The organism is Paenibacillus rhizophilus, from assembly GCF_003854965.1.
In the GTDB taxonomy this organism is placed as follows: Bacteria; Bacillota; Bacilli; order Paenibacillales; family Paenibacillaceae; genus Paenibacillus_AQ; species Paenibacillus_AQ rhizophilus.
Genome location: NZ_RQPI01000001.1, coordinates 771,684 through 795,938, shown reverse-complemented (window position 1 = coordinate 795,938; position 24,255 = coordinate 771,684). Strand labels below are relative to the sequence as shown.

Below are 24,255 nucleotides of genomic sequence, written 5' to 3'. Positions count from 1 at the left end.
CGGGTCCGCTCTATGGCTTCAGCGTTAAATATTCAGCAATCGGTCCCAGCGCAACGGCCGGGAAGAACGTTAACGCTCCGACGATCAGTACGGCGCCGATAAATACGGCACCGAACAAAATATTGTCTGTCCGGAACGTTCCCGCCGTCTCGGGTACGCTCTTCTTGGCGGCAAGCGAGCCGGCTGCAGCCAGCATGGTAATGACCGGGAAGTAGCGTCCGATAAACATGACAATGCCGGTGGAAATATTCCAGAACGGTGTCGCATCGCCAAGCCCTTCAAAGCCGGAACCGTTGTTGGCCGCCGAAGAAGTGAATTCATACAAGGCTTGGGACAGCCCGTGAAATCCTTGATTGGAAATGGTATCCGGATGAGCATACAAAGCCAGCGCCGTGGGCAGCAAAATCAGCAGGGGACTGATAATCAGCGTGACCGCAATCAGCTTCATCTCTTTGCCCTCGATCTTCTTCCCAAGGAACTCCGGCGTTCGGCCGACCATGAGGCCGGACAGAAAGACCGCGATCATCGCGTACATCAGTACATTGATGAATCCGGCTCCCACTCCGCCAAAGACCGTGTTGAGCATCATATTTCCCATGGCGACCAGACCGCCTATGGGAGTCAGGGAATCATGCATCGTGTTCACCGATCCGGTTTCAGTTGCGGTGGTGACCACCGAGTACAGGGCGGACTCGGCCGCACCGAAGCGCACCTCTTTGCCCTCCATCGAACCCTGCGCATGCTGGATGCCCAAAGCATTTATCACTGGGTTACCCGTATTCTCGCTTGTCAGGGAAACGCCAAGAAGAACAACAAACATCATCAACATTGAAACGAACAACACGCGTCCCTGCTTCTTGTTACCCACCATTTTCCCGTAAGTAAAGGGCAGCGAAGCCGGAAGCAGCAGCATGAGCACAATTTGCAGAAAATTGCTGAATCCGCTCGGATTCTCAAACGGATGGGCCGAGTTTACCCCGAAGAAACCGCCGCCGTTATTTCCGAATTCCTTAATCGACAGAAACGACGCCACAGGACCTCGGGCAATTTCCTGGACCGCGCCTTCCATCGTTCGGGCAACCGCTGCCGGTTCCAGCGTCTGCGGAACGCCCATCGCCACGAACACAACCGCCAGCACAAAGGAAACCGGCAGAAGAATGCGTGTAATGCACCGTATCATATCTACGAAAAAGTTCCCAAGCGGCTTTCCGGAAAGAGCACGAATGAAAGCGATGGCGCCAGCCAGGGCAGAAGCGGGAGCGGTAAACATCATAAAGATAATGCCAACCATTTGCGACAAATACGACAATCCGCTTTCGCCGCTGTAATGCTGCAGATTCGTGTTGGTCATAAAGCTGATCGCCGTGTTAAACGCCAGGGTCGGTTCCATTGATGCAATCCCGCCTGGGTTCAGCGGCAGCATTCCCTGAAAGCGGAAGATAAGGTACACCAGCAGGATCATGACCGAATTGCTCAGGAGCAGAGCCATGGCATATTGCTTCCAGCTTTGGTCCTCCTTTCGTATTCCTCCGAGCGCGTAAATTGGCTTCTCCAGCCAGCCGAACCAGCGGTCAAGTCCTGTTCTCTCGTAGTTGAACACTTGTGCTATATAGAGCCCTGCGGGGCGGGCAAGCAGCAAGGCTATCAATAAAGTTACTGCAATTGCAGCTAAAGAAATCATGGTCACGGGAATCCCTCCTGAAGTCATTCGCTAAAACTTTTCCGGGTTAATAAGCGCGTAGGTCAGGTATACAAGCAGCGCAGCTATGATAACAGCAAGTCCCCAGATCATCCCCGGTCACTTCCTTCATCAATGGTCTTGGATGCCCATTTGCAAAGTCCAATCATGAGTACGACAAGCAGCAATAGGGTGACAATCATATAAAGATCCAGCACAGTAACCCTTCCTCCTCCAAAACACTAAGATATCAGTCGTATATCTCTTCTCCCAGCACCTGGTTTACGGCCTTAATAAAAGCGCGGTAGCCTCCGTCGCCGTCGCTTCGGTGAGGAAGCGCCAAACGCATTGTCTCCTCGATCCGCTGCTGATCAAACTCATAGCTGCTCAGCAGAATGTCCCGAATTTCGTCAAGAGACGCTCCTTGAGCAAACTTTTGGGCTGCGTGATAAACAGCGTAATCTTCATAACCTCCGCTTGCAGTTGGCTTAACCATGCCCCGGTATACCGATACTTTTTTTGCGATGTATAGTATTACCAGCGCCATGAAAATTACCCCCGCCACTTTGAAAAGCCCATTCATGCTGTATCCATCCTTTCTATCTAGTTCCGATATCAGCGTAACACTCCGGCCGTTAGTTTAGGATTAGAGGTTTCTTGATAGAATAAAGATTGTCTTAAGATTTCAAATCGCATAAAAAAACCACGCTCCCAAAGAGCATGGTCGATTATGGTTCATTTTCAACTTATTTCGATTCATTTTGCTTATCTGTCGCTAAAATCATCGCCAACCTGAAGCATACGGTAACCGATACCGATATGCGTTTGAATCAGCCTCGGCTGTGCGGATTTTTTTTCGGTTTTTTTTCGCAGCGTCGCCATAAATACACGCAGGGCGGGCACATCGTAGGGATGGCTGCCCCAGATCGAATGCAGGATATAATTATGCGTCAACACTTTGCCTACATTCTTGGCCAGTAAGCACAGCAGCTTATACTCGCTTGGCGTGAGGTGAATTTCTTCTTCATCCAGCCAAACGCATCCCGCCGCATAATCGATTCTTAATGGTCCGTTAATGAACTGGGAAGCATCCTTCAGAAGCTTATCACTGTTAAAGCGGATGCGGCGAAGACTTACCCGAAGCCGTGCCAGCAGTTCATCCACGCTAAAGGGCTTGCTCAGGTAATCGTCCGCCCCTGCATCCAGAGCCTCGATTTTGTCCCGGTCTTCGCTTCGCGCGCTGACGACGATGATGGGAACATTCGACCAATCCCGAACTTTTTTTATGATATCTACTCCATCCATATCCGGGAGCCCCAGATCGAGAATGATCAAATCCGGTTGTCTGGAAATGGCCTCAATAATAGATACTTCACCTGTATCCGCCGTGTGATATCTATACCCTTGTGTCTCCAGTGTGGTCGTTATCAATTTTCGGATAGGCTTGTCATCCTCCACGACCAGAATGAAAGGCTTATTCATACACACTCACCTCCGCAGCCTGAAGGGTAAAATAAAATATCGTTCCCTTCGGAAAATGATCTCTTACACCAATAGTGCCGCCATGGGCATTTACGATTGATTTGCACAGAGCAAGCCCCAAACCCAAGCCGCGTCGCCCGTCTCCGCGAATATTATCTCCAGTATAAAACATCTCGAATAACCTGATCTTCGCTTCATCCGAAATACCCGGACCGTCATCGGACACTTCTATAAGTACCATTTGCCCGTCGCGTCTTGCCGAAAGCGTAATGCATGAACCCTCTTGGGTGTACTTGATAGCGTTATCCACAAGATTGATCAATACCTGTACGATCAGCCTGGAATCCACCCGGGCCATAAGCAAATCGTCCTCAACGTTCGTTTGGATTTTATGCTTCACGCTGTTGCGGTTTACATGCTGCAGGGCCTCGGAAATGACCTCCTCGATGAGTTCCGCCTGCAGGTTCAGATTTATCGAACCGTTCTCAATCCGGCTGATCGACAGCAAATTTTCCACCAAATTAATTAGCCACATGGAATCGTCGTAGATGTCCGTATATAAACCTTTTTTCTGTTCCTCGCTAAGCACTTGAGAATTGCCGATCAGTATGCCCGCATTGCCGGAAATGCTGGTGAGCGGAGTCCGCAGATCATGAGAAATGGCCCGGAGCAAATTGGCGCGGAGCTGTTCCTGCCGGATTTGCATGATGATTTCCTGCTGCTGCCTGTTAAGTCTTTCCTTCTCCAGGGCAAGCCCGCATTCTCCGAGCATCGCAATCACCAAGCTTTTTTCAAAGACGTCCAGAGGTTCTTCCTGATCCATGACAATGGCCGCCACAGCAAAAACCGTATCTCCGCCGCGCACGGCATGGTAGAGACAATGAGCGCCAAAAAATGTATCGGTTGTCGCTCCGGCTCGCTTGTTATTCTTATACACCCAATCAGCAACCGCACGTTCATTTTCATCCGTATAGACCGCTGGGATGCTCCCGGAATCTCTCTTTGGGAAAATAACCGGTGCGGACAACCCCTTCTGCTGAACGGAATAAAAAATGACCGTCCGGTTCAAAAGCTTCACCATCTGGTGGGCCGTTTCATCAATAATTGCCGGGAAGTCTTGGGCTTGCTGCAATTTTCGGCTTGTCTCGAGCAGCACTTCTGTGCGATAAGCCTTTTGCGCGGATTCCCTCGCTTGGTCCCGCACCCGCATGGTTAAGGTGCTCGTCAGGAAAGAGGCCGCCAGCATGACCAGAAAGGTAACCGGATAACCGGAATCATAGACTCTTAAGGAAAAATACGGCTCCGTAAAAAAGAAATTGAACACAAGTACACTCAAGACCGACGAAAAGACGCTGTATAGCCTGCCTTTGGTTATCATGGCGTTCAGCAGGACGCCGAGAATATACACCGTAACGATGTTCGCTTCTTTTAAACCGAAGTATTGAAAACATAATCCGATAATGGTGCAGCCCGCGATAATCGCCGTGGTCCTTGCTATATCCGACGCCGAAAGATAGAGCGGTTTGGCATTCAGGTGAAATTTCCTGGGGCTGGAAGGCTGAGAGTAAGGAATGATGTACGTTTCAATATTGGGAACCAGCACGGTCAGCTTATCCACCACATTGGATTTTGCTAATCCTCTCTTTTTGTTCTCCGACCGTCCCAGCACGATTTTGGATACCCCGCTGGTCTTGACATATTCGGCGATTTGTCCCGGTATATCTTCCCCGTACACCGTCGCAATCTGGGCGCCTAATTGCTCGGCAAGCCTCAGATTACCCCGAAGCTCTTCTTTGTCTTTAGGGGTCAGCGCCATCGTTTCCGGAGTTTCCACGAACAATGCGGTAAAACGGCCGTGAAACGCTTCAGCCATTCTCGCCGCGGTGCGAATCACTTTTTTGTTGGAAACAGCCGGGGAGAGACAGACCAGAATATGGTCTTTCGTATCGTATTCCTCTCTTTGGGCCTGTTCACTGATCTGGATGGCTATGCGGTTTAGCTGTCTTGCCGTACTGCGGAGAGCAATTTCACGAAGGGCGGTCAGCTTTTCCCTGGTAAATAATTGGGTCTGCGCTCGTTCCGCTTCATCACTGCGATAGATTTTCCCCTTATGGAGACGATCGATTAGATCATCCGGTTCGATATCGACCAATTTTACCTGGTCCGCGCTGTCAAACACACTGTCAGGAATGCGTTCGTGAACGGATATTCCGGTAATCGAGGCGACAATATCCGTCAGACTTTCAATCTGCTGAATATTAATCGTCGTATAGACATGAATCCCCGCCCTAAGCAATTCTTCTACATCCTGATATCTTTTTTTGTGGCGGCATCCGGCGGCGTTGGTATGACCCAAATCGTCCAATAAAAGAAGATCCGGAGCTCTTTGGAGCGCATGATCCAAGTCGAATTCTTGATTCGCGGCTCCTGCGCCGGAAATCGTCAAGGGGGGCAATAGCTCCAATCCTTCCAGGAGAGCCATCGTATCGGGTCTGTCATGGGATTCAATGAATCCGGCGACAACATCGATCCCGTCCTTTTGTTCCTCTTTGCCGGAGCTGAGCATCGCATAAGTTTTGCCGACGCCTGGTGCGTAACCGATGAAAATATTCAGCTTTCCCCGTTTTTTTTCTGCCGGTATGCCTTCCATTACAAGCCCGCTTTCCGATAATCCTTATTTTCTCTTCTTCAGGTGTTAGTATAGCATGTGCAAAATCAGCATCGTATTACGACATCGAGCGTAAGCATTAAGATTGCATTAAGACTGCCGGAGAGAAAAATGAAAGCTATTTTGCCAGTAAACCGGCGTCTTCTTCCTCATACCACGGATTGATGTGGATTAATACTTCCTGCACATTATCATGCCGCTCCATAATGGTTTGTTTTATTTTGCGAGATACATCATGCCCCTCTTGTACACTTAAATGCCCGGGAATCCCGACACGTATATCGATGATTACATAAGCTCCATGCTCTCTTGCCCGGATACGATCAATACGCCGAACCTCCGGCACCGAAAAAACAAGCTCCTCGTATTGCACAAGCTTTTCCGGTGCTACCAATTTGTCCATTAAGATATCCACAGCTTCCCTGCCCATGTGGTACGCAAGCCTGATCACAAAGTATGCAACTAAAATACCGGCCAACGCGTCGCCATAGCTGAGTATTCCAATGCTGTATTTCTCGCCGAGCAGCGCGGCTCCGATTCCTGCAACGGCCGCAATCGATGCATACACATCGGCTAAATGATCGTAGGCGGTCGCGATTAGACTTTTGCTGTTTTCTTTTTGTCCAAAATGCATACAGTAAAAGTACAGACATTGCTTCCAGATCAGAGAAATGGCCGCGGCAATTAACGCAATATAACTTGCTTCCGCAGCAGGATGTAAAAAGGACTCTATGGAATGGTAAGCAATGAACAAAGCCGCAAATAACATAATGATCGCTACCATTGCGGAACCGATGATCTCTGCACGGCCGTGCCCGTAGGGGTGATCCAGATCTTTAGGCTTCTTGGCAACCTGCGCAGACCCCAGTGCAGCTATTGTCGCGATTACATCCCCTGCATTATGTACGCCATCGGCTATTAATACCTGGCTGTTAAATAAAACGCCCACAATGATTTTGATACCCGTTAATAGCAAATTACTAATTAAACTGATCCAGATTGCTATAATATTTGTTGATCGGCTCTGAATAGTCATAAAGAAGCCCCCCATTTTTATTCTCCAAGACATGTCTTACCCGATTGTCCATATGCATAAAAAATTCCCTGCACCATATTTTTTGCTCCAAGGAAACAAAAAGTCCTAAACCGCGTAGGGTTTAGGACTTTGGAATTTATATAATTTTGTGTTGTCGGATACGTTCATTTAAAAGCACCACATTTCAATCATTTTGGCAATTTTAAAATTATAACATGGTTTGATAATCAATACAATAAATAAATTCATGATTTTTGTCATAGTTATTGCACCACGTCAGCTCGTTATACAGGCAGACGATAATAAGGCAAAATGACCGACGGCCGAAATCCGAGCTTTTGCGCCAGATTGTAAGATCCTTGGTTCTCCAGTCGGCAGGCCCATACCGGCTCCAGATTACGCTCCAGACAATAGTCGATTAGCGCAGAGCATACGGAGATGGCATATCCTTGTCCCCGGTGGGCATCTGACGTCTCGATTCCAATCTCAAGCTGACTGGCCGACAGAAAGGCCGAAAATGAGGTGGAAGCGACTTCTCCCTCCCGCAGCAAGGAATAACCTACGCCCTTATCGGCAAAATGCTCGGCATCCCGCCAGAAGAAACGGGGAACTACCGATCCACTTTGGGCAAAAAACAATTCTTTGGTCAAACTGACTACCGGCTCTTCGTGCCTCGGAAAGTTCTGCTTCGCATCCAGGTAGGCGTCACGGTCAAAGCTGAAGTTGACTCTGGTGTTTCTTTGAATCTTTTTGTTTTCCAAGTCATCGGGCGACAAGCCGTGATCCTCAAGGCTGCTGTTATGGGAGGCTAGCATAGAATCTATTACCCTGCTCCATTCTCCGGCCGGATCGGCCTGCAGCCATTCCATCTGATGTCTGGCAGCCGATTGATTGGTTATGTAATCATATAGTCCGTGGGTGAATGAATCATCTCCCGAATCACCGAACAGCAGTGACATTCTATAGGGATGAGCCACATAAAATGCACGGGGATTCTCCCGGGAATCTACATAGACACGGCCTGGAATATGGTTCCTCAACACCACTTCGGCAAACATTGTGTTAATTTTCACTTGGTCAAGCAGCGGAAACGCCTTGTAATAATCCTCGGGCGCGAGTTCAATCATCACCATGCCCTCCTCTTTTTTGCGACTGTCTGGTGAAACAGCCAGCGGAAGTATCATTTGGAAATGGAACGCAAGGAGCCGTGATGCAGCCATTCATGAGGGAACGGTCATAAACCGGTCACCAAAAGGTTAAATACTGTATCACGCCGGATTCCCCGTCAAGCACTCCTTCGAATTTCCATTTTCCGGTTCGAGTAAAAATATAGAATATTTTAACACTTTGAATCTCTTCCGTCGACGCAAAATATTTTATTTGTGTCTTTGAATCTTCTACTCTACTTTTTCCAATGGGTAGCTATCGGTGGCGATCAGCTTGAAATCCGTTAATTTGCTTAGCACGCTGCTTACTATGGATGCCATCAATTGTTGAACAAGCATGGCCAGAACAACGGGCAGTGCCGCAGCGGCCGGCAGGAACGTCGTCGCAATTACTGCTCCAGCGCTTATGTTCCGCATTCCAACCGTATAAGTCAGCGAAATCGTGACTCCGGTGTCCTTCCTCCACCCCCATCGCCCTGTCGAATAGCCGAAGAAGTAGGCGATGAGTGTCAGAAGAATCACGGTTGCGAGAATCCCGATAAGCTTCCATTCAAAATGAATGAAGAACGGGGCAACGAATGCCCCGTTCAGCGCAACGACTCCTCCGAGTGCAATCTTGGAAAATGGCGCAAGCCGGGGCTTCCATATCCGTTCAGCCTGTCCCTTGGTCACATGATTGATGAACATGCCAAGCAGCGACGGAAACACGATCATGAGCAGAAGCTTCCACAACATCCCGAGCGCATCGATGTGCACCTCCGAAGCGAACAGGAGAGACAGCATGCCTGGAACGACGAACGGTGCGAGAAGCGTATCCAGCAGGATAACCGCAATCGTCAAGGTTACGTCTCCCCCTTTGTGCGCTACCCAGAATAAGGTCGTAACGCCTGTCGGAATGGCGGTTCCGAGCACCAGGCCGGTAATCGTCTCAACATCCCCGCCAAAGAGCGCCATCCCGAGCAGCCATGCAATGAGCGGCATGACAAAATGCAGAAGAATCAGAGCGCACAACATCGGCGCCGGCCGCCGGAACACCCGGACGAAATCTCTGGAGCTCGTCCCCAAACTACCCGCCAGTGTCATAAAGGCGAACAGCCAGATGGATAAATAGCCGTATGGCTTTAACCATACGGTTAACAGCATACCGGCAATCAGACTCGAGGGGGTAATCCATGGCATGATTCGGTCAAACATCCGGTTCACGGTGGTCAGCATGGGTTCGTTCCTATTTTCATCATTCATTTCCTCCATTTACTTCCTTGGTCAATTAACCGGATGATACCACTTTTTTGCTGATTGAAGAATACTAAAAAGTTACTTCGCTACTCACAGGCTGATACAGCAAAAAACAACATCCTGTCCAAAGACTGCGACAGGATGTTGTTACGCACCATTATGTGGTGAAAACCTGACACTCACCTTCGCCCGCGGAAGGTTCGGCGCAGGTCCTCCACCCATTTGTCCGGAATTTCCCAAGGGATGAAGTGTCCGCCCTGTTCGTGGGCAGTGATGTTAACATGGTTGTACCAAGGAGCGCGGTCGCTGTCCAGGAAATTCTGAACGCGATTTTCGGTCGTGACACCCGACTACTGATGATTAGTAGACCAGCCAAATCCGTCCGTTCTCATAGATCTGAATATCCTGGGACGAATGAATGAAGTCCGATCCGCTCGCATATCCGGTCTCTTTCATCTTCCTTGTGCCCTCTTCCCAAGCGTGGCGGTCATGGATAATGGTGTAACAATATACGATTTGATCATCGTCTTCGTCCTCTTGCGATCCCAGGTATACGAAATCTTCGCCAAACAGCGATTTCAGATATTCTCTCGCCTCCGCATGCGAATGAAACCTCGGAAGAGCCTCTTCGAACTGCCGGGACAGCATCTTGCGTTTGCCCGAAAGGGTGTAATAGCGGTCTAACTCCCCTTTATTGATCACATCATTCGCCTCCTTTACCAAGTATGGTTTTTAACAAAATATCACTTGGCGCTGCGATACGCAATCCATGATCGTAGAATGCCGTTACAGTTCAATCACTTTTGTGGCAATATTGTTGCAAAATTCCCGGTCATGCTCCACAAAAAGGAGCGTTGGCGAATGTTCGAGCAGCAGCTCTTCAATTTGCATGCGGGAGATTACATCAATGAAATTCAGCGGTTCGTCCCAAATATGCAAATGAGCGTGTTCGCAAAGACTTTTGGCAATGAGCACCTTCTTCTTTTGGCCGCCGCTGTATGCGGAAATATCCTTTTCAAACTGATTTCTCGAAAAATCAAGCTTTCTTAAAATCGATTTAAATAGGCTTTCATCAATCCCGTGGGTTCTGGCGTAATCCGATAAATCGCCCTGTAAATGGGAGGTGTCCTGGGAAACGTAAGATATTTTAAGCTGGCTTCCCTTTCTGAACGCGCCCGTATAGCTTAGATCCTCGCCGCAAATCAGCTTGAGTATGCTCGATTTTCCGGAGCCGTTCTTCCCTGAGAGCGCGATTCGTTCACCCTGCTCAATCGTAAAACTAATATCCTGGCATACCCGCTTCTCGCCGTAGTATATCGATACCTTGTCAAGCTCGGCAAGCCGGCTTTTATGATAGACAAGCTGTGACATCTTCAGGCTGTCTGAGCTTTCCACATTTTTAAGAAGCTTGGACTTATCCTCCAGCGTCGATTGCTGTCTGTGCTCCATCGTTTTGGAGCGTTTCATCATTTTGGCAGCCTTGTGGCCGATGTACCCTTTATCTACCTTGGAACCGGAATTTCTTGTGCCGTTTTTCGTTTTTTCAACCTCGTCGGACCAGCCGCCCGTTCGTTTGGCCGAATCCGATAAGCGTTTAATATCTTTTCGCAGCTTGTCGTTCTCTGCCAGCTCGAAGCGATCCTGTCTTTGTTTATTTTCCCACCAGTCCGAGAAATTGCCCTTATGAATTTCAATGTTGGACTTGTTGATGGCAAGAATGTGGTCCACGCTGTTATCCAGGAACGACCGGTCGTGAGACACCAGAATAAATCCGCTTTTGCTGCTCAGATATCACTGACAATCCTTCTCGCGTCCATGTCCAGGTGATTTGTAGGTTCATCAATTAACAGAAAGCTATGCTCCTTCAAAAATAATGCAGCCAGCAGCACCTTCGTCTGTTCTCCGTTAGACAATGAATCAAAGGGCCGGTACAGTACATTCTCCGATACGTTCAGCAATGAAAGCTCACGCAGTAACTTCCAATGAAGATAGTCCGGAACAATCTCCTCAATGACATCAAAGGTAAGATTCTCCTTGTTCTCAACTTGGAACGGAAAATATTCAAAACGGACATTCGCCGAAATGTTTCCGCTATACTCGTATTTACCGAGCAGCAAGTTCATAAAAGTGGTTTTCCCTCTCCCGTTTCTTCCCGTAAAGCCCAGTTTCCAATCGGTGTCGATTTGAAAGCTTACGTTCTCGAACAGGTTATCGTAGCTGCCCTCATAGGCAAACGTCAGGTTCGTAACATTGATTAATGACATGAAATCATCCCCCTGTATCCAAAAATAGAAAAAACCGCAAGAAAGTTACTTTCTCGCAGCTCAAATAGATACAGAAATCCGGCCCGCCAAGGGGTAAGGATAAGGGATATCGTCTGAGCTAAAAAGGTCCAGTAACATTCTTGCAAAACAAAGAATAAAAACACGCGAAAAGATTTCGCTTGATTGTTTTCCATTCTTAAGCAAGAAAGTTATTACATTATCCTTTTCAGCTCCATTCATTAAATAGGTGTGTATTACCATATCCACTTTATAATTTCAACATGGCGAATTTTACGAAAAGGTTGAGTGAGTGATCGTCGTGCCACGTATCGCCGGTTCAGCTGCTCCGCTGCCGGGTTTCCGCCGTTTATTACTGTTATGGCGTCCACTGGTCGTGTATGATGCCCACAAGCGCATGGTCTTCGCCGATTTTCTCAAAGACAAGACGCAGACTGCGCCAGTCCATCCCTTCAACTGCAGGGTCAATGCCGGCGATGTGGTACTCCACGAAATCGTAGCTGTCTCTAGGGTACACTTCGGTTAAGTTGTTAAGTGTCGTGCCTTTCCCAATTACCTTATTCACTGCGATTTCGCCATCTTTGATGAAGTCCGCATCGTATACAAACTGCTTGTAATAATCTGCAAACGACATGTCGATTAACTCTCCCGAGCCGGCGAACGTACGCCATACCCGCTTCGTGGAGTCATTCATGAGGCCCGCTACTTCATCTTTGGTGACCACAATATCATTCTCCGTATCAACGTAAGCGTACGGGGAGAACCGGATTCCCTTTTCCGGATGTACCCATGCCGCGAGCTGGCTCATATCACTTTCCTTAAGTGCAGTCATAACTGTTGCTGCTGCTTCCTGAGCCGTTGGCGGAAGTCCTTCCTGATCCTGCGGCTGTTCAGATGGAGTTGATGATGCTGTCTCCCGGGGCTGCTCGGTCTCGGGCGTTTGTGACTGCTGCGTTTCCTGCGTTTCCTGCGTCTGCTGCGGCTCCTGTACAGCTTCAGGTGTCCCGCTGCAAGCTGCAAGCAGTAGCATGGCAGCCAACAGCGCTGTCCCTCCGATATTTCTTGAGATGTTCATAAGTCCCCTCCTTATTACTTACTCTTGCCCCTTTTTAACCCATTTGAACCCGAAAAGTTGCGAAGGAGGGCCGACTTTGCCTAGAAACGGAAATTTTACATCAGCCGTCAAAGCCTGAACGGTCACATTCAATCAAAAAACATTTCAAAAAGAAGAAGATCACCCTACCCAGCCAGCTTGGCCAGGTAATTGGCGATCTTCCTCACGCTAACGCGGTGAATAGACGCAGAATCTAATTGAAGTATTATTTCTCAATGTGCTGAACCAATTCGTTCAAAGCTTTTGTCAACTGATCGTTAAGCCCAGTCAGGACCTGTTTATCGATTGGACTCTTTTGCGAGCCGGCAACTTCCGGATTCAGACTCTCTTCAATCTCTTCATAAAGCTCGGTACTGTGCGGCGGTACGCCATCTTCAAACGTTTTCCAGTTATCTTCTAAGGTTTGTACAAGTTCTTTCACTTTAGCATCATTGCCAGCCGCTATTTCATTTTTAATTTGTCCGGTAGTCGTCAGCATTTGGTTCGAACCGGCTTTGATCTCTTCTGCAGGAATCAGTTTGGCGGAAAGCTCAAACAGCGTTTGAATAAGTTGCTCATCAATTTTCAACACCGCCTCTTTATCAATCGTCGCTGCTTTTGTTGCGGCAACAGCCGGGTTAAGACTTTTCTCTATTTGGTCATAGAGGTCCGGGTATTTCGGTTTTACCCCATCCTCAAATGTGGCCCATACTTCTTCAAGTTCAGGTCCTACTTCTTTTATTTTCGCTTGATCTCCGCTATCAGCAGCCTCTTTCAATTGTTTTGCAGTCGAAAGCAGTTCCGCCGTCCCATCTTTCACCGACACCTCTATTGCTGATTTTTCTTGTGCCGAGGAGGCTCCCTCTACGTTTGATTTTGTGCCGCAGGCGGAGAGAATTGTAACACATACAGTTAATGCAACAACGGAAAGCACAACTTGCTTCTTCATTTTTACGACCCCCAGATTATATTAAGTATTGGATGTACGAGTTGGACTCTTCATTTTGCCCCTTACCACGACAATGATGGCCACTGTAATGATTAGGATTTGAGGGATTGCACTCTCCCAGGAAGGGAAGAATGCAAGGAGCCTAATGCTGGGAAGCACCGCACTATTTGTCGTGGGGATCGCACCCGCTAGCTGCAGACTATTGATGCCAAGACCGGCGAACTTTATGCAGAGATAAAGAACGATTAAGCTTGAAATAAGGAAGAATGGCCGGATTGGAAGCTTTGCACCGATATACAGCATGATAAAGGCGACAACGCCCAGGACACCGAACCCAACTAATATCCCGAGTAAAAGCTGCTGAGCGCTGATTTGATTTGCCATGCCAATAATGAATAGAACCGTTTCGGTTCCCTCGCGGAACACCGCCAGAAAGGTCAGGATACCAAGAGATACGATATTACCGGTGCTTAACGCCGTTTGTGTTTTTTCCTGGATATACGTATTCCATTGGTTTAAATTTGAGTTGCTATGCAGCCAGTAACTCATATAAAGCAGCATTACAGCCGCAAACAGGCCGGTCCACCCTCCAATCAGGAAGTTGTTATTTCCAAATGCCCCGGAAGAAAATACATATTTCACAATAACGGCAAGCGCCGCACTGACAATAAGCCCAACGATAACGCCAACCCAAATCCACAACTTGCCCTTTTGATCTTTCGATTTTTTTACATAGGCAAGAAGAGCGCCGACCACAAGCAGAGCCTCCAGCCCCTCACGGATTGGAATCATTGCCGCATCCCATAGTGTATAGGTTGATTTTTGTGCGAGCGGGGTAAGGTATGTAATCATATCGGTCAAAAGGCTTGATGCATCTTCATACTTATGATCAGTAATCATTGCGTTTGCGACAACCATATCACGCTCTGTATTACTGTAAACCGTTGAAGACTGGGCGACCACGCTCCCCTCCACACTGAGCCAACTCTCCCGTACCTCGCTAATCGCGTTAAGCGATGAAACTTGGTCTTGCTGTTGAACAGCATTTTTAGTTTGCTCCAGGAGGCTTACGAATCCGGCAAGCGTGATATCCGTTTCCTTTACATTTTCGACATTTGCATATTGACCATTTGTGTACTTGTCGAGCACTTGCTGCAGGCTCACCAACGCCGTGATGGCTTCATCTTGCTTATTTACCAACAGTTCATATTCAACTTGACCCATTTGAGTCTCGATGTCCTTATAGGCGGCCAGGGAGTCTGATTTAACACTATCCTCTTCGTCCATCCATTGATCGTGAAATTGCTCGTAGACTGGCTTCGCTTTGCTTAGATCCTGTTTGGCTAAATCTATCGCTTGAGCAATTTTATTTATGGCTTGCTTCATATTCTCCACGCCTTGACTCGCAGCAGCCACTTGCTTTGGCAGGAATACCAGGACAATTAAAAGCGGAATTAACAACGTTGTTATTCTTAATATATGCAACGGTTAGCCTCATTTCATTAATATTCATATTGAGAATGATTATTATTACCGATCTCGCTTTAGTTTACTTGAGAATGTTTCTCAGGTCAATCCCCGTTGAAGATAAATATTGTCTTCTAGTCTCACACGTACATGACCTCAAAGATAAAAAAGGACAGGAACTACCCGCTTTGGAGTAGCATCCTGTCCAGCTTCATCATTTATAAGATTTTAACGGTCCCGATTCACCAAATAATCCAGCAAATGCTTCAAAAACGCGGTATTCCGAGGCACCTCTCTCAAAGCCTCAGCGGCCAAGCAGTAGTGCTCCCACATCTCTTTTCGGGCGCCATCTTGACCAAGGACGGTTACAAAAGTCGAACTGTTATTATCCAAATCCTGCTGGGTAGGTTTGCCAAGTACAAGCAGATCTCCTTCCACATCTAGCAAATCATCCTTAATCTGAAAGGCAATACCAGCATGATAGGCGAACTTCTTCAATGCCGCGATATCCTGGTCCTCCACCTGAGCAAGTATGGCCGGCATCACCAGCGAATGTCTTCGGTCAGGACAGTGACATACGTCTTCTCCTTCACCTGCCCATATAAGGAAGAAAAATACTGAGCCGCCTTCTGCTCAGCTAGCCGATATCCTGTATCGGCATAATTTGTAAATTTCACACTCATAAGGTTCATACCTCTACTACTGTTTTGTTAAATCGCCGCATGTTCATAATTTTAAATACGTGAAAAAGTCTTTTTGGTTACTAAATCGTTATGAGGTTCTCTTTCTTAGATATGACCACGGAAATACTCTCCTTTTTATAGGGATATTCCAAAACATGTTAAACTCAACTTTATATGAAATACGAGACGATCATTGGGTTCCGTTATTAGACATGCTGTCACGCGCCATTTTTAAAATTTTTGCGGAAAAGTTAGAAGTGATCAGCCTCCGCTTCGTCTTATAAGTAAATAAATAAGTTTGGAGGCACTTAATGACGGATAAGGTTAACGATGAAATCATTATCGGCAGGGTGCTGAATGGGGATCGTGAAGCATTTGCGGCGCTGGTAGATAAATACAAGTCCGGATTATACATTCTGTTGCTGGGAATGGGTGCGAGCCATCAGGATGCCCAGGATATAGCCCAAGAGACTTTTATCAACGCCTACCAGAAGCTCAACGGTCACAACAGCCAATCAAGCTTTGCCGCTTGGCTGTACACCATTGCGGTCAACCGCTTCAGGGACGTTAAACGGCGGAAAACCTTTAGCGTTGCAAGTAACCCGACGATGGCACAAATCGATGGGGCACCTACTCCGGAAGAGATGTACATGCGTAAGGAAAGCGAAATTGAGCTACACAAACTGCTTTCCAGATTACCGGGCCGGTACAGGATCGTACTGCTGCTGCATTATACCAAAGATCTGAGCTACGAGGAAATATCCACAGTTACGGGTATGCCCATGCATCAAATCAAAAACCGGCTCTATCGAGCCCGACAAAAGCTGAGAAAATTATGGCTGCAGCCAAAGGAGGCTTCTCATGAAAAATCGGCATTACACGAATTTAGATAACATGGTGGAAGATGAACTTCCACTGCACAGAATATACGCATCCGTAAGGCTTCCCGATGAATTTACGGAGCAAGTGATGGAGAATCTCCGGCATACAGAGATGCTGCCTGCTCCCCGCAGATCGCGGGATTGGTACAGAATGCGCGTTAATCATCGTTTGCGGCCCAGCATTCTCTGGGGTAGCGCCGCTCTAGTAGCAAGTGCAATGTCACTTCTAATAATTTCAATACTGTCCGCCCTCGGGACGACTCGACCTATTTCCTTAGTCCCGAAGCCCGTGTCTGAGTTGTCTCAAAGACCTCCTCTGCAAGTTATTCAATGGGTCGATAACAGCCTTGCTGAAGCGCAAGCGCTTGGAATAGTACAGCAGCCTAGTGTGGAAGTAAGTGACAAGGGGTACACCCTGTCGCTGCAAGACGTCATTGCCGACTCCTCAAGACTGGTGCTGTCTCTGCAAATTACTGATGAATCAGGACGGCCGGACAAAGGGTGGACAAAAAGTAGGTTCGACAATCAGCAATTGCGTATTCTAAATGAAGACGGTGAAGAAATAGGATATTATCTTTCAAAACTTCCACTGGAACATGGATCCAACAATGAGAAATCTCAAAAGTTGTGGTTAACTTACGTATTCTCCCGGCCGCCGGGGGATAACGTAATCATCGAGGGAAACGTTCAAAAGCTGTATGTCGGTGACGTTGGTACGGAGCCGGTTTCGGGAAAATGGAGTTTTTCCTACACGGCCGATATGACCAAGTCGAAGAAGTTGACCGCAACGAATGCTCTGGATGATTCCTATACCACCCCAGCAGGGCTAAAAATTAACATGCGGCAGCTTGTTCATACTCCTATCGGCGCCCAATTGCAATTCGACACCTCACTTACAGATGAAGCGTCTGCCCTCTCGACCAAGGGTCTCGGCAAGCAACTCATGCTTAACTACCATTTTGAAGATGAGAACGGGCGTATTCTCTCCAAAGTTAACGGCCCAGGAAGCTATACCGGCTTCCCCCCGGATGTTTACCTGAACCACTTTGCGACAGAAGATGCACAGACTGGGACACAGCACTGGACTTATTCCTTCTCATATCTTCCGTACGATAGCATGAAAGTTCGCTTTGTATTGGATAGTTATTCTATCCCGGTACAATCTGAGGATTCTGTTACTTTTCGTCCAGAGAAGCTTAGAGAGCAACCTGTAGTTTTGGAAGCGCAAGGCGATATCTTCAAAATACATGCGATGGATATTGAAAAAAGCTCAAACGAGCCGGGACTCTCGGGCCATATTACAGTCAGCGGAGAAGTTGTTAACAGCTTTAATGAGGATCGCTGGATCGCACGGGATGAATCCGGTAAGGAATATAAAGTTTACTTTGTAGGAAATGTTAGGAACGGTAACACCATAACCATTGATGAACCGAAGGAAGGAGTAAACTCTAAGTCTTATCTCGATGTTTTAGGCATGACTGCTATGCCACAGAAGCTAACGCTCATCCGAAACGTAACCGACAAGAAGTATACCGATGTGAACTGGAGTTTCGAGTTGCCACAGATCGAGCGGCATTAGGCGTTAAAAGATATTTATATTTCCATTCTCACTTTCTCAGCAGCATGGCGTTAGTGATTCAATAAAAAAATGGGCTGTGCCTAGTCAGTTACATCTGGCTGGGACAGCTCGTTTTTTTAATGAAGTCAAATGTCATCTTGCCTTTTTGTGGGAAGCCATCGTATATTATATATGAACAATTGCTCATATGTTTATATCAAGGAGGATTTTTATGGGACAACATCAGCATGCTCACCATCATCATGAACATAACCATGACCACGCAAATAATCACTCTACTCATGATCATTCCCACGGTCCCGTGCATCATCATGGCCCCAATAATAAAGCAGGACTAATGATCGCATTTATTATTACGACCGGTATCATGCTGTTAGAGTTTTTTGGAGGATTGGTTTCCGGCAGTTTGGCGCTTGTTTCGGATTCTGGCCATATGTTAAGTGATTCGGCTGCGCTGGCGATGAGCCTGTTGGCCATGTGGCTTGCAGTGAAACCCGCCTCTTCCAATAAGTCATACGGTTTTCTTCGTTTAGAGATTTTAGCTGCGCTATTTAACGGCTTGAGTTTGTTTGTCATTTCGGGCTTTATTATTTGGGAAGCATTCCAGCGTTTCTTGGAACCGCCTGTGGTACAGAGCAGATCGATGATGCTGATCGCCTGTATTGGATTGATTGCCAATATGCTTAGCGCCTGGTTCTTAATGCGTAAAGGGGATGTGAAAAATAATATAAACATCCGCAGTGCCTACCTCCATGTACTCAGTGATGCGCTTGGTTCAGTGGGTGCCATAATTGCCGGCCTGTTGATGCTGCTGTTTTCCTGGTATGTGGCCGATCCCATCATCAGTGTCATTGTTGCTCTGCTTATTCTCAAAAGCGCCTGGGGCGTCATCCGGTGGGCAGTACATGTATTGATGGAAGGCACGCCGCTTAACATTGATTCGGGTAAAGTGAAACAAACGCTGTTGACAATCCAAGGGGTAAACGATGTGCATGACCTTCACATCTGGACGATAACTTCAGGGCGAGATTCGCTAACCTGCCATTTAATAGTTGATGTGCAAGCTGATAATCAAGAGATCCTGCAGGCGGCTATCAAGTGCATCGAAGAAACGTTTGGAATCTCGCACACTACGATTCAAATCGAAACATCTATTCTGTTGCAATGTGATTTATATTAATAAAAAGACATGCCTATGCCGGAAACCCGGGACACAGACATGCCTCTAACAATAATACTAAATGGCTTTTAGGAAAAGCTCCAACTCATTGGCTACGACGAACAAGCTTGCACGGTCCTCAAATTCCTTACGGGACTCCGGCATGGGAAGAAGCTTGTGATACTGTCTTATTTTACATAAATCCTCATGTAGACCCGGACTCCATCCGGACTGGAGGAGACTATTGCTCAGAGTGAGCAGGAATTCGCCGATTCTCTCCCGCTGCTCCATCTGAACGGTAATCCGGGATACGTAAGGCATCATCCGGGCCAGTGCCTCGTACTGCTGTTCTCTCTTCTCAAAATAGGGAGAATACAATTCGTCCTTGCCAAGAATATGGTTTTCGTTATAGAGCAGCACCAGAGACTTGGCCCTCTTGAACACATCCGAAAGCCGCTGCATGGCTTTGACATCACAAGGCCTGTTCCCATCCTTTAAATAAGCGGCGATTTCCTGCAATTGAGCCTGGAACAGCAGCTCGACCTCTTCCTTGCAGCGATTCAGCTGCCGCTCGATGTTCGGCATATATGCGTTGATGATCAGCGATGTGCCGAGGCCTACCAGAATCACGAGAAACTCGTTGGCAAAAAACGCAAGCGACGCTTCCTTATGCATATAGACGTGCATCACGATGACCGAGCTGCTGGCAATCCCCTCCTGAATCCGAAGCCGGACGCATAACGGGATAAAGAGCAGCATCAGAATCAGAAACGAATAGGGAAAATACCCAAAGATGAAAAAGACTCCTGTCGCGAAAAACATGCCAATAATACAAGCGAAAAAACGGCTCACCGCCGCTTGTATGGATTTACGGCGTGATTTCTGAATGCACAATAGCGTAAGGATGCCAGACGAAGAAAAATACTGCAGCTGCAATAGCTGGGACACCATGACGGAGAGGCTGACACCAACCGCCGTTTTGAGTGTCCTCAGCCCGATTTTTAACGTGGGCACCCTCCATTTTAACCGAAGCATTCCGTTAGCTATATCCATCCTCTCCATTTCGACGCCTCGATTTGTGGACTCATCACGCTTCTCCTTTACCTTTTTCAGTTTAGGCGGCGTCTTGGGCGGATTGTCTGGACTTCAAATACTTCTTCGCTCGCTCGGCGTCAAATTTACCTTCCCATTTGGAAATAACCACGGTGGCCAGGCTGTTGCCCAGCACATTCACGACGGTTCGCGCCATATCCAAAATCCGGTCGATTCCGGCAATAAAGGCCAGTCCTTCGGGCGGAATCCCCACAGACCCAAGCGTTGCCAGCAGGACCACAAACGAGACGCCCGGTACGCCCGCGATTCCTTTGGAGGTGACCATCAATACGAGCATCAAAGTAATTTGAGCGGTCAGCGGCAGGTCGATTCCGTACATTTGCGCAATGAACAGCGCCGCAAGCGCCTGATACAACGTAGATCCGTCCAGATTAAATGAATAGCCGGTGGGAACGACGAAAGAGGTAATCGCTTTGGGACAACCGAACTTTTCCATTTTCTCGATGATTTTCGGCATGACGGTCTCGGAGCTTGCGGTCGAATAGGCAAGAATCAGCTCATCCTTCAACAGCTTGACGATGGCAAAAATGCTGGTCCCGCACAGTTTGGCGATGAGGCCGAGTACCACGATCACAAAGAACGCCATGGATAAGTAGACCACGAACACCAGCTTGCCCAAAGGGATAAGGGAAGCAATCCCGAATTTCGAAACCGTAACTCCGATTAATGCAAAGACGCCAAACGGTGCAAATTTCATAATTTGATTCGTGAGCTGGAACATGGCCTCCATGACCCCGTGGAAAAACTGGAGCACCGGCTTACCCTTATCTCCGATAGCAGCAACACCAAGACCGAACATGACGGAGAAAAAGATGATCGCCAGCATGTCCCCTCTTGCGAGGGCATCGACAATATTGCTTGGAACGATGTTTACAAACGTATCGGCAAAGCCGTGGCTGCTCACTGCTTCCGCGGAATTCATGTATTTATGAACATCGGTTTTGGCCAGATGAGACATGTCCACTCCCGTTCCCGGCTTCAGCAAATTGGCTGCGAGCAGTCCGACGATGATGGCGACGGTCGTTACAATTTCAAAATAGAGAATAGTTTTGCCGCCCAATTTACCGAGCTGCTTGACGCTCCCGGTTCCCGCCACGCCGACAATAAGCGAAGATACAACAATGGGAACGACGATCATTTTGATCAGCCGGATAAAGATATCGCCAATGGGCTGAAGAAATTTTTCAATTGAGGGATTTCCGTAAAACAATGCGCCCGCCGCAATCCCTAAAGCGAGTCCGATCAGTATTTGCCAGGCCAGTCCTATTCTTTTCATCGAATCACACTCCTTAATTCTTCAAGATGTTATTATAGGTCACATTAGTGTTTACATCGTAAACCGGCATCTACTGAAATCTACAAAAATGGACAAAAAAATTATAATCATGTGATTTAAACTGACATGTTAGAAAACTGCATAAAAGCGGCCCATTTGATGCTACAATATGAACCATCCTACAAATATCATTCTTACAGATTTGGAAGTGTTTCGTGTTGAAAACCAATATCGCTGCGTTCGTCCTTATGCTTATTGCGGTACCACTGGCCGGCGAATTAAAATTCTTTCCTTTTCAAGATGAATTTCGCGTGAGCTTAGGTATTCCCATATTTTTCTTTTTCCTGTTATGGATTCAAAGAATCCCCCCTGCCTTATCCGGATTCCTGGTTGGCATTGCCGTTGTCGCCTTCCGTGTCTTTTTGGATTCCTTGATTCCGGCGGATGTTTCCATCGAAACGCTGTATCTGAAGCATTTTCCGGCGTTCTTTTATTACCTGGCGTATGCGGCATTATTCCAGCTCCTTCAGTTAAACCAGCTTCCTTACCGGCCGGTGCGGGTCGGGGTTCTAAGCATCTTCACCGAAATCTTTGCCAATCTGGTTGAGTTCTCCGTTCGTCATGCTAATGAAATGGACCAGATCAATTTAGCAGTATTAGGCAAGCTGCTGGTCATCGCGGTCATTCGCAGTTTTTTTGTGCTCGGTTTCTTCAATCTCATTCAATTGCGCCAGTCGGTCTTCGCCGAAGAGCAGCAGCGCAAAGAAAAGGAACGTATTCTTCTGCTCGTGTCGAATTTATATGAAGAGTCGGTCCAGCTTAGAAAAACGATGCAATTTGCGGAAGATATAACGAGAGATTGCTATGAATTGTACCGTAAATTGCAGCAAGTTCATTCCCTGGACGAGCTGGACCCATTGGCGCGGAAAGCGCTCAGCCTCTCGGGGCAGGTCCATGAGATCAAAAAAGATAACCAGCGAATCCATGCCGGACTTTCCAAGCTGATCTCGGACGAAGGGCCGTCTGACTATATGGAACCTCTGGACATCGCGCGGCTCATTGTCCGGACGAATGACAAATACGCGGCAGCTTTAGGCAAAACGATTCAATTTAACATCAAGGTGAACGATACGTTTCCTCCCCTGCATGTGTACACCCTGTTATCTTTAATGAACAATCTGGCGGCCAATGCGGTAGAAGCCATTTCCAAGGAAGGGACTATTGCCATTTCGATAAACCGTACGGACGACAGGATTCACATTCAAGTCCGCGATAACGGACCGGGTATCCAAGACAGAAAGAAGAAGCTGGTCTTTACACCGGGATACACGTCAAAGTATGATATTTCAGGAAAACCCTCAACAGGAATGGGATTGTATTATATCCGTGAGGTCGTAGAGGAGCTTCAGGGGAATATTGAATTGCAGGATGACCCGGAAAGCGGAGAAACGGTATTTACTCTGCTGCTTCCGATCGATCCGTTAACCCAGAAAGGATGACAGCATGCGATTTTTTATCGTAGATGACGATGAGGGAGTTCGTTCCATGTTGGCTGACATCATTGAAGACTTCGGAATCGGTGAAGTTGTCGGCGAACTGGAAGACGGCTCAAATCTAAGTCATGATCTGCTTGAACTGAAGAAAGTCGATATTCTGATGATTGATCTATTGATGCCGATTCGGGATGGAATCCAGACGGTTCGGGCAATTGGGCAGGATTTCAGCGGCAAAATCATTATGCTCTCCCAAATTGAATCGAAGGATATGATTGGCGAGGCCTACTCGCTTGGGGTCCAATATTATATCACCAAACCGATTAACCGTCTGGAGATTCTGGAGGTCATACGTAAAGTAATGGATCATCTGCGGCTGCAAAAGTCGATGAGCGATATCCAGAGAACGATTCAAGGCTTGCAGATCGCGAATTCGCCAAAGAACCAGCGGACATCGGATGCAGAGAACAAAATCGTGACATCCGGCCATTTTATGCTGTCTGAACTGGGAATGATCGGGGAAGCGGGAAGCAAAGACGTATTAGAGATGCTGGAGGTTCTGTATCAGCTTGATTCGGAAACGGGTGATTCTTCCTTTGCATTCCCTTCACTTAAAGATATTTTTACAAGCATCGCCGCAAAAAAACTCGGCCACCGGGCGTCCCCCGCTGAGCTGAACAAGGAAATCAAGGCCTCGGAGCAGCGGGTGCGCCGGGCTATTTTTCAAACGCTTACTCATGTGGCCTCTCTCGGCTTAACCGATTACTCGCATCCGAAATTCGAGAATTATGCTTCGAAATTTTTCGATTTCACTGAAATCCGTAAACGGATGCTGGAGCTGCAAAATGAGGTGGAGCCTTCCCAATCCCAGGTGCGGATCAACACGAAAAAATTTATCCAGGTGCTTTATGTGGAAACGAAACGGTCAATGAGTTAATTAAACTTCCACCCTCCTCTATTAGGCCATGTACGACCGTGAAACTGTAAATTCTTATCTTTCAAAAAGAAATCCGC

The 24,255-nt window shown here is 47.5% G+C and carries 20 protein-coding genes and 2 pseudogenes; 5 read left to right on the top strand and 17 right to left on the bottom strand.

The window, feature by feature from the left end:
* Nucleotides 1-10 precede the first annotated feature (10 nt).
* From kdpA to EH198_RS25275, 15 genes and pseudogenes are all read right to left on the bottom strand, one after another.
* Nucleotides 11-1,681: a potassium-transporting ATPase subunit KdpA gene (kdpA, locus tag EH198_RS03710; RefSeq protein WP_185702763.1), complete on the bottom strand. Its 1,671-nt coding sequence runs from the start codon at nucleotides 1,679-1,681 to the stop codon at nucleotides 11-13.
* 30 nt (nucleotides 1,682-1,711) lie between these two features.
* On the bottom strand, nucleotides 1,712-1,792 hold the full coding sequence (kdpF, locus tag EH198_RS25450) for a K(+)-transporting ATPase subunit F (protein ID WP_084266517.1): 81 nt from the start codon (nucleotides 1,790-1,792) through the stop codon (nucleotides 1,712-1,714).
* Nucleotides 1,793-1,928: 136 nt separating this feature from the next.
* On the bottom strand, nucleotides 1,929-2,225 hold the full coding sequence (locus EH198_RS03700) for a hypothetical protein (RefSeq protein WP_246014078.1): 297 nt from the start codon (nucleotides 2,223-2,225) through the stop codon (nucleotides 1,929-1,931).
* 218 nt (nucleotides 2,226-2,443) lie between these two features.
* Entirely contained in the window at nucleotides 2,444-3,160 is a 717-nt protein-coding gene (locus EH198_RS03695) for a response regulator (RefSeq protein WP_124694174.1), read from the bottom strand.
* Entirely contained in the window at nucleotides 3,153-5,810 is a 2,658-nt protein-coding gene (locus EH198_RS03690) for a sensor histidine kinase (protein WP_124694173.1), read from the bottom strand. Before EH198_RS03690 ends, EH198_RS03695 begins: the two co-directional genes overlap by 8 nt.
* Nucleotides 5,811-5,946: 136 nt before the next feature.
* Entirely contained in the window at nucleotides 5,947-6,864 is a 918-nt protein-coding gene (locus EH198_RS03685; RefSeq protein WP_124694172.1) for a cation diffusion facilitator family transporter, read from the bottom strand.
* Nucleotides 6,865-7,148: 284 nt separating this feature from the next.
* On the bottom strand, nucleotides 7,149-7,991 hold the full coding sequence (locus EH198_RS03680; RefSeq protein ID WP_185702737.1) for a GNAT family N-acetyltransferase: 843 nt from the start codon (nucleotides 7,989-7,991) through the stop codon (nucleotides 7,149-7,151).
* Between the two features lie 270 nt (nucleotides 7,992-8,261).
* Complete coding sequence (locus tag EH198_RS03675; RefSeq protein WP_185702736.1) at nucleotides 8,262-9,272, bottom strand: bile acid:sodium symporter family protein; 1,011 nt, start codon at nucleotides 9,270-9,272, stop codon at nucleotides 8,262-8,264.
* Nucleotides 9,273-9,626: 354 nt separating this feature from the next.
* On the bottom strand, nucleotides 9,627-9,968 hold the full coding sequence (locus tag EH198_RS03665) for a hypothetical protein (protein WP_124694169.1): 342 nt from the start codon (nucleotides 9,966-9,968) through the stop codon (nucleotides 9,627-9,629).
* A gap of 84 nt (nucleotides 9,969-10,052) precedes the next feature.
* A pseudogene (locus EH198_RS03660) lies at nucleotides 10,053-11,530 on the bottom strand (Lsa family ABC-F type ribosomal protection protein).
* A 376-nt stretch (nucleotides 11,531-11,906) separates the two neighbouring features.
* Nucleotides 11,907-12,623, bottom strand: a complete 717-nt coding sequence (locus tag EH198_RS03655) for a hypothetical protein (RefSeq protein WP_124694168.1) — start codon at nucleotides 12,621-12,623, stop codon at nucleotides 11,907-11,909.
* A 244-nt stretch (nucleotides 12,624-12,867) separates the two neighbouring features.
* Complete coding sequence (locus EH198_RS03650) at nucleotides 12,868-13,590, bottom strand: hypothetical protein (protein WP_124694167.1); 723 nt, start codon at nucleotides 13,588-13,590, stop codon at nucleotides 12,868-12,870.
* A 21-nt stretch (nucleotides 13,591-13,611) separates the two neighbouring features.
* Complete coding sequence (locus tag EH198_RS03645; RefSeq protein WP_246014077.1) at nucleotides 13,612-15,051, bottom strand: FTR1 family iron permease; 1,440 nt, start codon at nucleotides 15,049-15,051, stop codon at nucleotides 13,612-13,614.
* Between the two features lie 234 nt (nucleotides 15,052-15,285).
* Nucleotides 15,286-15,606: pseudogene (locus EH198_RS03640) on the bottom strand (polyprenyl synthetase family protein); the annotation flags it as partial.
* Nucleotides 15,600-15,734 carry a hypothetical protein gene (locus EH198_RS25275; RefSeq protein WP_281277986.1) on the bottom strand — a complete coding sequence of 45 codons (135 nt, stop codon included), beginning with the start codon at nucleotides 15,732-15,734 and terminating at the stop codon, nucleotides 15,600-15,602. The gene EH198_RS25275 and the pseudogene EH198_RS03640, both read right to left, overlap by 7 nt.
* Before the next feature lie 317 nt (nucleotides 15,735-16,051).
* On the opposite strand from EH198_RS25275, the gene EH198_RS03635 reads away from it, so the two are divergent.
* The 3 genes from EH198_RS03635 (at nucleotide 16,052) to EH198_RS03625 (ending at nucleotide 19,380) form a co-directional block, all read left to right on the top strand.
* Entirely contained in the window at nucleotides 16,052-16,633 is a 582-nt protein-coding gene (locus EH198_RS03635) for an RNA polymerase sigma factor (RefSeq protein ID WP_124694166.1), read from the top strand.
* Nucleotides 16,602-18,200: a DUF4179 domain-containing protein gene (locus tag EH198_RS03630; protein WP_124694165.1), complete on the top strand. Its 1,599-nt coding sequence runs from the start codon at nucleotides 16,602-16,604 to the stop codon at nucleotides 18,198-18,200. The genes EH198_RS03635 and EH198_RS03630 overlap by 32 nt, the downstream gene beginning before the upstream one ends.
* A gap of 211 nt (nucleotides 18,201-18,411) precedes the next feature.
* The gene (locus EH198_RS03625; RefSeq protein ID WP_124694164.1) at nucleotides 18,412-19,380 is read left to right on the top strand and encodes a cation diffusion facilitator family transporter; all 969 of its coding nucleotides are present in this window, start codon (nucleotides 18,412-18,414) and stop codon (nucleotides 19,378-19,380) included.
* Between the two features lie 57 nt (nucleotides 19,381-19,437).
* On the opposite strand, the gene EH198_RS03620 is transcribed toward EH198_RS03625, so the two are convergent.
* Together EH198_RS03620 and EH198_RS03615 are read right to left on the bottom strand one after the other, a co-directional pair.
* Nucleotides 19,438-20,373, bottom strand: coding sequence for an aromatic acid exporter family protein (locus tag EH198_RS03620; RefSeq protein WP_185702735.1), 936 nt, complete (start codon nucleotides 20,371-20,373; stop codon nucleotides 19,438-19,440).
* 100 nt (nucleotides 20,374-20,473) lie between these two features.
* Complete coding sequence (locus tag EH198_RS03615; protein ID WP_124694162.1) at nucleotides 20,474-21,748, bottom strand: cation:dicarboxylate symporter family transporter; 1,275 nt, start codon at nucleotides 21,746-21,748, stop codon at nucleotides 20,474-20,476.
* Nucleotides 21,749-22,059: 311 nt separating this feature from the next.
* Between EH198_RS03615 and EH198_RS03610 the strand changes: the two genes are divergently transcribed.
* Both EH198_RS03610 and EH198_RS03605 read left to right on the top strand, forming a co-directional pair.
* Nucleotides 22,060-23,247 carry a sensor histidine kinase gene (locus EH198_RS03610; protein WP_342772020.1) on the top strand — a complete coding sequence of 396 codons (1,188 nt, stop codon included), beginning with the start codon at nucleotides 22,060-22,062 and terminating at the stop codon, nucleotides 23,245-23,247.
* Nucleotides 23,248-23,251: 4 nt separating this feature from the next.
* Nucleotides 23,252-24,178: a response regulator gene (locus EH198_RS03605; RefSeq protein ID WP_124694161.1), complete on the top strand. Its 927-nt coding sequence runs from the start codon at nucleotides 23,252-23,254 to the stop codon at nucleotides 24,176-24,178.
* The last annotated feature ends 77 nt before the right edge of the window (nucleotides 24,179-24,255 follow it).